This window comes from Kitasatospora sp. NPDC101235 (assembly GCF_044767505.1).
In the GTDB taxonomy this organism is placed as follows: domain Bacteria; phylum Actinomycetota; class Actinomycetes; order Streptomycetales; family Streptomycetaceae; genus Kitasatospora.
On the sequence record NZ_JBIWNZ010000072.1, the window covers coordinates 492 to 9,269 of the forward strand.

Below are 8,778 nucleotides of genomic sequence, written 5' to 3' on the forward strand. Positions count from 1 at the left end.
TGCGATCCCTTGCGGGATCAGTACCCCCGACCGGATTCGAACCGGCGCTACTGCCGTGAGAGGGCAGCGTGCTAGGCCGCTACACAACGGGGGCTTTCCAGGCGATCCCTTGCGGGATCAGTACCCCCGACCGGATTCGAACCGGCGCTACTGCCGTGAGAGGGCAGCGTGCTAGGCCGCTACACAACGGGGGCTTGATCTTCTTTTGTGTGCCGTACTTGCGTACTGCGCTGGGGTACCAGGACTCGAACCTAGACTAACTGAACCAGAATCAGTCGTGCTGCCAATTACACCATACCCCACCAGAGTTGAACCCCTGCGGGCCCTTCTCAGGCGTTGCGCCTCTCGGTCGGTCCCTTCCGAGGGGCTTTCGCTCCCTCGTCCGTTCCCTCCCGGGCGGCGCAGAAAGAACATTACCCGACGTCGGCCCTGGCTCCAAAATCGATAACCCCAGGCAGCGGCCGGGGGGCCTGCGGATGACCTCCGGGTACGCCGCGGGCCCGGCACGAAGCCGGGCCCGCGGCCTGCTCAGCGGCCCGCTCAGGCGGACGGCAGGGCGTCCAGGGCGGCGCTCAGCCGGCGCAGCGTCTCAGGGCGTCCCAGCAGCTCCATGGACTCGAACAGCGGCGGGGAGACCCGGCGGCCCGTGACGGCCACCCGCAGCGGCGTGAAGGCGAACTTGGGCTTGAGGCCCAGGCCGTCCACCAGCGCCTCGCGCAGCGCCGCCTGGATCGGCTCCGGGGTGAAGTCCGCGAGCTCCTCCAGCGCCTTGATGCTGGCCTCCAGCACCGGGCGGGCGTCCGCGGTGAGCACCTTGGCGGCGTCGTCCGGGTCGAGGGCGAACTTCTCCGGCGCCACGAACAGGAAGCCGGCCATGTTCACGATCTCGCTCAGCACGACCATCCGCTCCTGGGTGAGCGGCGCCACCTTGGCGAGCAGGTCCAGCTGCTCGGCGGTGGGCTCGGCCGGCAGCAGCTCGGCACCCTGGAGGAAGGGCACCAGGCGGCGGACGAAGTCCTCCGGGGCCAGCCGGCGGACGTGCTCGGCGTTGATCGCCTCGCACTTCTTCAGGTCGAAGCGGGCCGGGTTGGCGTTCACCTTGGTGACGTCGAAGGCGGCGACCATCTCGTCCATGTCGAACAGGTCGCGGTCCTCGGCCAGCGACCAGCCGAGCAGGGACAGGTAGTTGAGCAGGCCCTCGCGGATGAAGCCGCGCTCGCGGTACATGTTGAGCGAGGACTGGGGGTCGCGCTTGGAGAGCTTCTTGTTGCCCTCGCCCATCACGTACGGCAGGTGGCCGAAGCGCGGGGTGGTGCCGTTGCCGACGCCGATCTCGGCGAGCGCGGCGTACAGCGCGACCTGTCGCGGGGTGGAGGACAGCAGGTCCTCGCCGCGCAGCACGTGGGTGATGCCCATCAGGGCGTCGTCCACCGGGTTGACCAGGGTGTACAGCGGGGCGCCGTTGGCCCGGACGATGCCGTAGTCCGGCACGTTCTCCGGCTCGAAGGTGAGCGTGCCGCGCACCAGGTCGTCGAAGCTGATGGTCTTGTCGGGCATCCGGAAGCGCAGGATCGGCTCGCGCTTCTCCAGCTTGTAGACGGCGACCTGCTCGTCGGTCAGGTCGCGGCAGTGGCCGTCGTAGCCGGAGGGCTTGCCGGCCGCGCGGGCGGCCTCGCGGCGGGCGTCCAGCTCCTCGGTGGAGCAGTAGCAGTGGTAGGCGTGGCCGGCCTCGTGCAGGCGGCGGGCGACGTCCGCGTAGATGTCCATCCGCTGCGACTGGCGGTACGGCGCGTCCGGGCCGCCGACCTCGGGGCCCTCGTCCCAGTCGAGGCCGAGCCAGCGCATGGCGTCGAGCAGCTGGTTGTACGACTCCTCGGAGTCGCGGGCGGAGTCGGTGTCCTCGATCCGGAAGACCAGCGTGCCGCCGTTGTGGCGGGCGTAGGCCCAGTTGAAGAGGGCCGTGCGGACCATCCCCACGTGGGGGTTGCCGGTCGGGGACGGACAGAAGCGAACCCGGACGGCCGGGTCAGTGTTAGCCACGCTTGATCACCTTGTTGGTGAGAGTGCCGATGCCTTCGATGGAGACGGCGACCTCGTCGCCGACGTTGAGGGGGCCCACCCCTGCGGGCGTGCCGGTGAGGATGACGTCGCCGGGCAGCAGCGTCATGGCCTCGGAGATGTGGACGATCAGCTCGGCGACCGAGCGGACCATCAGGGAGGTGCGGCCGGTCTGGCGGAGCTCGCCGTTGACCGTGCAGGTGATCGCGAGGTCGCTCGGGTCGAGGTCGGTCTCGATCCACGGGCCCAGCGGGCAGGCCGTGTCGAAGCCCTTGGCCCGGGCCCACTGGCCCTCGCGCTGCTGGACGTCCCGGGCGGTGACGTCGTTGGCGCAGGTGTAGCCGAGGATCACCTCGGGCACCCGGTCCAGCGGCACCTCGCGGCACATCCGGCCGATCACCACGGCGAGTTCGGCCTCGTGGTGGACGTCCGCGGAGAACGGCGGGTAGGCGATGTTCTCGGTCGGACCGATCACCGAGGTGGACGGCTTGAAGAAGGTGAGCGGGACGTCCGGGACGTCGTTGCCCAGCTCCGCCGCGTGCGCCGCGTAGTTGCGGCCGACCGCCACGATCTTGTTCGGGAGCATCGGGCTGAGCAGCCGGACGTCCTGGAAGCGGAAGCTCTCGCCGGTGGGCTGGGGCTGGCCGAACGGGTGGCCGGCCAGGGCGTGGACGACCAACGAGTCGGGCTGGGAAGGGTCGCCCTCCACCACTCCGAAGGAGACGCTGCCGGCGGCAGGGCTCCCTTCCCGGACGGAAAACCTGGCAATGCGCACGGCTGGGCTACCCCTCGCTTCGTCGGCCGCCCGGGGCGCGCCCGGGCGCTGGTGGGCGCCCCGCCCACGGTGGGCGCGGCCCCGTCAATCGGCCTCCAGGCTATCGCGTGGGGCCCCGGCTGACCGCTTTGCCCCTGTTCGGGACGATCGGGGCGGAACCCGCGAACGGGCGGGTTCCGCCCCGAGCCGAAGGGGCGCGCCGGAGCGACGACCGTCGGCGCCGGGCCAGAGCGCCCCGGAGGCGAGCGGACGAGCAACAGAGGGCGCCGCCGCCACTGCTGTGACGACGGCGCCCTCGGCGGAACGCTGCGGGGTCAGTCCCGCACGACGACGACCGGGGCGACCATCAGCTGGGTGCGGCGCGGGTTGGCGGTGACGGCCGGCAGCTCGGTGCCGTAGGTCACGACGTCCTCGGGCTTGCGGGCACCCGGGATCTTGCTGAAGTCCTCGACCGAGGCCAGCGTCGTCCGGCGCGGGTTCGCCGTGGCTCGGCTGGGCAGCGTGGACTGGGTGGCCTTCTTCGCCTGGGACATCGAGAGCACCTCGTGGTCATGGCCGGGCCGATCGGCACGGCCTGATGGATTCCGATTGATTCGGAGGGGTTCTGGGCAGGCTGATCGGGGCCGTGCTCCGGAGACAGCCAGGTTACGAGATCTCTTTCCACAGAGACCGTGACCAAAGCTACACATTAGACTGTGATATTGCTCACAAAATGCCGAGCAAAACGCAGATATCCGACATATCGCCGCAGCGGAATTTTCCGACATTCGGCTGATAAGGGGCATTCCAGAAGGTCTGCGACTCTTCCCGGCCCCGGGTCCGCTTGGCATGCATCCGGCGAGTGTCCGAAAAAGGCGGTATTCCGGTCCGGTTACCGCACAGTCCGTGAGATTGCGCAAGCGGTCGGTAGCGCCGGGGGCCTGGTTCCTGCGGCCCTTGTTGGGATTCCCCGGCTGTGCTGGAATGCGACGGACCGTGGGTAGGGAGTGGTCCACCCCGGTGCCCGCTCTCCCGGACCGGCCGGGGTGCGGATGGAAACTCGACACCGTCCAGGCCGTGGCGACGCGGCGGGACGCCCGGTCCAGAGGTTGCGACGCCAGTGCAGGGACGTTTCAAAAGGGGTAGCGGCGCCGCGGGTAACCCGGAGTCGCGCGAGCCTGTGGCAGCCCCCCAACAGGCGGCGGCCCCCGGCGGCGCGGCCGAGCCGGTGACACCCGAGGCCCCCGGCCGCCCGGAGGAGGACGGCCAGGAGCAGAAGTCCACCCGGGACAAACTCCGCACGTCCCTGACCCGGCGCCGCGCCACCGGTCTGAACCGGCTCGCGATGCGCAACTGGCGCATCCGCACCCGTCTGATCGCGCTGCTCGCCCTCCCCGTGCTGGTCTCGCTGGTCCTCGGTGGCCTGCGCATCCAGAGCTCGATGGAGAACTCGCAGCAACTCGCCCAGATGGCCAACCTGTCCGACCTGGCCAAGAAGGCGACCAACCTCGCGGACGCGCTCCAGACCGAGCGCGACATCAGCGCCGGCCCGATCACCCACGACCCGGCCGCCCCGCTGGACGACGACATCGTCGCGGCCCGCAAGTCCACCGACGACCTGAGCCGCACCTTCACCGCGTCCTCCGACAAGTTCGAGAACCTCGAACTGTCCGGCGGAAAGGCGCTGTTGCTCCAGATCCGCAAGGACCTGAACTCGATCGCGGACACCCGCAGCCTGCCGTACCAGAACAACCAGAACATCCAGTCGACGATCACCGCCTACGACGTGATCATCCGCGACCTGCTGTCCATCACCCAGGACATCGCGCTCGCGTCGAACAACAAGGACCTGGTCGTCTCCACCCGCGCGCTCCAGCAGTTCTCGCTGGCGAAGAACGCGACCTCGCAGCAGCGGGCCCTGATCAGCGCCGCGCTCGCCAACCCGAAGACCCCCGACCTCAGCCCCAGCGACGAGTCCTTCGGTATCCGCCTGCGCAGCTCGTACGACAACGCGATCGCGAGCTTCAACAACATCTACACCGCGCACGACCTGGACAACCTGCGCAGCCAGTTGAGCTACAACTCGGTGGTCGCCGACGCCGACCGCTACGCCTCCACGATCCTCACCCAGAGCGGCATCCGCCAGACCGAGGCGGTCAGCTACAAGGACTGGTTCGAGAAGGCCAGCGCCAAGATCACCGCCGAGCGCCGGATCGAGTCCAAGCTCATCGAGAACCTGGACGGCAAGGCCGAGGACCTCCAGGCCCAGGCCGACGCCGACGCCCTGATCATCGGTGTCGCGATCGCCCTGGTGCTGCTCGTCGCCCTCGGTGGCGCCGGTCTGATCGCCCGCTCGATGGTGCGCTCGCTGACCCGTCTCCAGGCCGCGGCCGAGGACGTCGCCGAGCGCCGTCTGCCCGAGCTGGTCAAGACCCTCTCCGAGGCCGACCCGCACGACGTCGACACCACGGTCGAGCCGGTCGCCGTCGACTCCACCGACGAGATCGGCCACGTGGCCCACGCGTTCGACATGGTGCACAGCGAGGCCGTCCGCCTCGCCGCCGAGCAGGCCCTCCTGCGCGGCAACATCAACGCGATGTTCACCAACCTCTCGCGCCGCAGCCAGGGCCTCATCCAGCGCCAGCTGTCGCTCATCTCCGAGCTGGAGAGCCGCGAGGCGGACCCGGACCAGCTGGCCAACCTCTTCAAGCTGGACCACCTCGCGACCCGCATGCGCCGCAACGGCGAAAACCTCCTCGTCCTCGCCGGCGAGGACCCGGGCCGCCGCTGGACCCGTCCCGTCCCGCTGGTCGACGTGCTCCGCGCCGCCGCCTCCGAGGTGGAGCAGTACGAGCGCATCGAGCTCGCCGCCGTGCCGTCGGCCGAGGTCGCCGGCCGCGTCGTCAACGACCTCGTCCACCTGCTCGCCGAGCTGTTGGAGAACGCGACCTCGTTCTCCAGCCCGCAGACCCGTGTCCGGGTCACCGGCCACGCGCTGCCGGACGGCCGCGTCCTGGTCGAGATCCACGACACCGGCATCGGCCTGAGCCCCGACGACCTCGCCGAGATCAACGAGCGCCTCGCCAACCCGCCGACGGTGGACGTCTCGGTCTCCCGCCGCATGGGCCTCTTCGTGGTCGGCCGCCTGTCGCTGCGCCACGGCATCCGGATCCAGCTGCGCCCCAGTGACTCCGGCGGCACCACCGCGCTGGTCATGCTCCCGGTGGACGTCACCAACTCGGGCGACCGCCGCGGCTCCGGCCGAACCGGTTCCGGCCAGGGCAAGCAGCAGCGCGGGGCCGCCCCGACGCCGCGCCAGCAGCGCCAGGTGCCGCCCGGCCGCCAGGGCGGTCCGGCCGCGCTCGGCCAGGGCCAGGCCGCCGGTGCCCCGCAGGGCGGCCGCCCGCAGCTCGGCCAGGGCGGTCCGGCCGGTCCGGCCGGTCCCGGTCCGCAGACCGGCCCGGGTGCGCAGGCCGGCCCGGGTGCGCCCGGCAGCGGTCTGCCGACCCGCCAGGTCGGCCAGTCGCTGAAGGAGAACCCGGTCGCGCAGGGCGGCGGTCGGCAGGGACAGGGCCGGCAGCCCGCCCAGCAGCCGCAGCAGAACCAGGCCCCGCAGAACCAGCAGGCTCCGCAGCAGGCCCAGCAGGGCGGTCTGCCGCAGCGCGCCCCGGGCCGCCAGGGCCCGCCGCAGGCCGGCCCGAACGGCCTGCCCCGCCGCGGCCGTCAGCAGCAGCCCGGCCAGCCCCAGCCCGGCCGGCCGCAGACCGGTCAGCCCCAGCCGGGCCGGCCCGGTCAGGAACGGCCGCGTCCCGGCGGTGAGTTCGACGGCGGTCCGGGTGCCCGGACCGGCGAGCAGCCGCAGCACGGCCGTCCCGGCGGTCCCGGCACGCCGCAGCAGGGTGCCCGTCCGGGCAACCGTCCGCAGGACGGCCTGCCGCAGCGCCGCCCGGCCCCGCAGGGCCCCGGTGCCCCCGGCCGGCCCGCCGCCCAGGGCCCGCGCGGTCCGCAGCGCCCCGGCCCGGACGCGCCGCAGCGCGACCGTCAGCCGCAGCTGCCGCCGCAGGCCCCGCAGCAGCCCCAGCCGCTGCCGTCGGCCGAGCCGGCGCCTGTGGAGAGCACCCAGCAGTTCGCCCGCCCGCGCTTCGAGGCCAGCCAGATCGACCCGCGCGACCCGCTGGGCCTCGGCCTGGTCGAGCCGGTGCTGCCGAACGTGCCGAACCCGCCGCGTCCGGAGCCGGTGCGCCAGGAGCAGGCCCCCCAGCAGCCGCAGCCGCTGCCGTACCAGGAGCCGATGGCGCTGCCGACCGGCCCGTCCGAGGCCACCGGTCAGCAGGGCGGCGGCGAGCAGCCCTGGTACCCGCAGGCCGAGGGGCAGCAGCAGGCGCGGCCGCGGCCGTACCAGCCGCGCCGCCCCGGCACCACCGCGCCGGAGTTCCAGCAGCAGGCCCAGGAGCAGCAGCCCCAGCGGGCGCCGCAGCAGCAGGCCTCCCCGCAGGCTCCGCAGCAGCCGCAGGGCCAGCCGCAGCAGAACCAGCAGCAGCCGGGCAGCGACGACGCTCCCTGGCGTCCGTCCGCGAACGACGAGCGCTGGCGCCGCGCCGAGCAGATTCGCGAGCCCTCGACCAGCGGCGTCACCATGTCGGGCCTGCCCCGGCGGACCCCGCAGGCCAACCTGGTCTCCGGCACCGCCGAGGCCTCGCCGCTGACCGGTCCGCAGGTCTCCCGGGCCCCCGAGGAGGTCCGCGGCCGGCTGACCAACCTGCGCCGCGGCATCCAGCAGGGCCGCCGCGCCGGGGCCGAGCAGGCCGCCGGTCAGACGGGCTTCCAGCATGGTGCCCAGCAGGCCGGATTCGATAGTTTCGGTGGCCGGAGCGACGGCAACGGCGCAGATCACCAGGAGCGTTGAGTTGAACCAGATGAGCCAGGCCGCACAGAACCTGAACTGGCTGATCACCAATTTCGTGGACAACACCCCCGGGGTGTCCCACACCGTGGTGGTCTCCGCGGACGGCCTCCTGCTGTGCATGTCCGAGGGCTTCCCGCGCGACCGTGCCGACCAGCTCGCCGCCGTCGCCTCCGGCCTCACCTCCCTCACCTCCGGCGCCAGCCGGATCTTCGAGGGCGGCGAGGTCAACCAGACCGTCGTCGAGATGGAACGGGGATTCCTGTTCCTGATGGCCGTCAGCGACGGCTCCGCACTCGCCGTCCTGGCCGCCCCGGACTCCGACATCGGCCTGGTCGGCTACGAGATGGCCCTGCTCGTCGACCGCGCCGGCGCCGTCCTCACCCCCGCACTCCGCGCGGAACTCCAGGGCAGTCTCCTGCACTGAACCGAGCCGCCGAGCGGATCCACCCACCCGTCCCACCTGCCTCGCCGGGTCCGACCCGACCGGACCCGGTGCAACCCCTTCAGCTGCCTTCGGGCAGCTGATCCCGCCTCAGCTGGCACCGTCCCAGCTGGAACCGGCTGCTCAAGGCTGCAGCACTAGGAGGACCCATGACCCCGCCCTCGACACCCGCCGGCCCGTACGGCAACGGGTACGGCAGCGGCTACGGCGGGCAGCAGTCCGACGGCTACGAGCAGCAGCCGCTGGTCCGCCCGTACGCGATGACCGGCGGCCGGACCCGTCCCCGGTACCAGCTCGCCATCGAGGCCCTGATCTCCACCACCGGCTCGGCCGACCGGACCGGCGGGCTGCTGCCCGAGCACGCCCGGATCGTGAGCCTCTGCCGCGAGGTCAAGTCCATCGCGGAGATCTCCGCACTGGCCGGCGTGCCGCTCGGTGTCGCCCGCATCCTCGTGGCCGACCTTGCCGAGGCCGGCCTCGTCGCCATCCACCAGCCCGCCGCCGCGGGCGAGTCGGGCGGAACGCCCGACGTCACGCTGCTCGAAAGGGTCCTCAGTGGACTTCGCAAGCTCTAACGCGGCCGCCCCCACCCGCGCCACCACCTCCGCGAAGATCGTC

Annotated in this window: 6 protein-coding genes and 3 tRNA genes; 3 read left to right on the forward strand and 6 right to left on the reverse strand. The window is 72.0% G+C overall.

The window, feature by feature from the left end:
- Positions 1 to 21: 21 nt before the first annotated feature.
- The 6 genes from ACIRRH_RS43545 to ACIRRH_RS43570 form a co-directional block, all read right to left on the reverse strand.
- Positions 22 to 94, reverse strand: a tRNA-Glu gene (locus ACIRRH_RS43545).
- A 27-nt stretch (positions 95 to 121) separates the two neighbouring features.
- Positions 122 to 194 (reverse strand) — tRNA-Glu (locus ACIRRH_RS43550).
- 36 nt (positions 195 to 230) lie between these two features.
- A tRNA-Gln gene (locus tag ACIRRH_RS43555) sits at positions 231 to 302 on the reverse strand.
- A 238-nt stretch (positions 303 to 540) separates the two neighbouring features.
- Entirely contained in the window at positions 541 to 1,971 is a 1,431-nt protein-coding gene (gene gltX / locus ACIRRH_RS43560) for a glutamate--tRNA ligase (protein ID WP_403079027.1), read from the reverse strand.
- A gap of 61 nt (positions 1,972 to 2,032) precedes the next feature.
- On the reverse strand, positions 2,033 to 2,833 hold the full coding sequence (locus ACIRRH_RS43565) for a fumarylacetoacetate hydrolase family protein (RefSeq protein WP_403079022.1): 801 nt from the start codon (positions 2,831 to 2,833) through the stop codon (positions 2,033 to 2,035).
- Positions 2,834 to 3,147: 314 nt separating this feature from the next.
- Positions 3,148 to 3,366: a hypothetical protein gene (locus ACIRRH_RS43570; RefSeq protein ID WP_224283775.1), complete on the reverse strand. Its 219-nt coding sequence runs from the start codon at positions 3,364 to 3,366 to the stop codon at positions 3,148 to 3,150.
- A 626-nt stretch (positions 3,367 to 3,992) separates the two neighbouring features.
- Here ACIRRH_RS43570 and ACIRRH_RS43575 point away from each other — a divergent pair.
- The 3 genes from ACIRRH_RS43575 to ACIRRH_RS43585 all read left to right on the forward strand — a co-directional run bounded on the left by ACIRRH_RS43575 (position 3,993) and on the right by ACIRRH_RS43585 (position 8,735).
- Positions 3,993 to 7,718, forward strand: a complete 3,726-nt coding sequence (locus ACIRRH_RS43575; protein WP_403079024.1) for a nitrate- and nitrite sensing domain-containing protein — start codon at positions 3,993 to 3,995, stop codon at positions 7,716 to 7,718.
- A 10-nt stretch (positions 7,719 to 7,728) separates the two neighbouring features.
- The gene (locus ACIRRH_RS43580) at positions 7,729 to 8,142 is read left to right on the forward strand and encodes a roadblock/LC7 domain-containing protein (protein WP_030248297.1); all 414 of its coding nucleotides are present in this window, start codon (positions 7,729 to 7,731) and stop codon (positions 8,140 to 8,142) included.
- Positions 8,143 to 8,309: 167 nt separating this feature from the next.
- Complete coding sequence (locus ACIRRH_RS43585; protein WP_224285341.1) at positions 8,310 to 8,735, forward strand: DUF742 domain-containing protein; 426 nt, start codon at positions 8,310 to 8,312, stop codon at positions 8,733 to 8,735.
- The last annotated feature ends 43 nt before the right edge of the window (positions 8,736 to 8,778 follow it).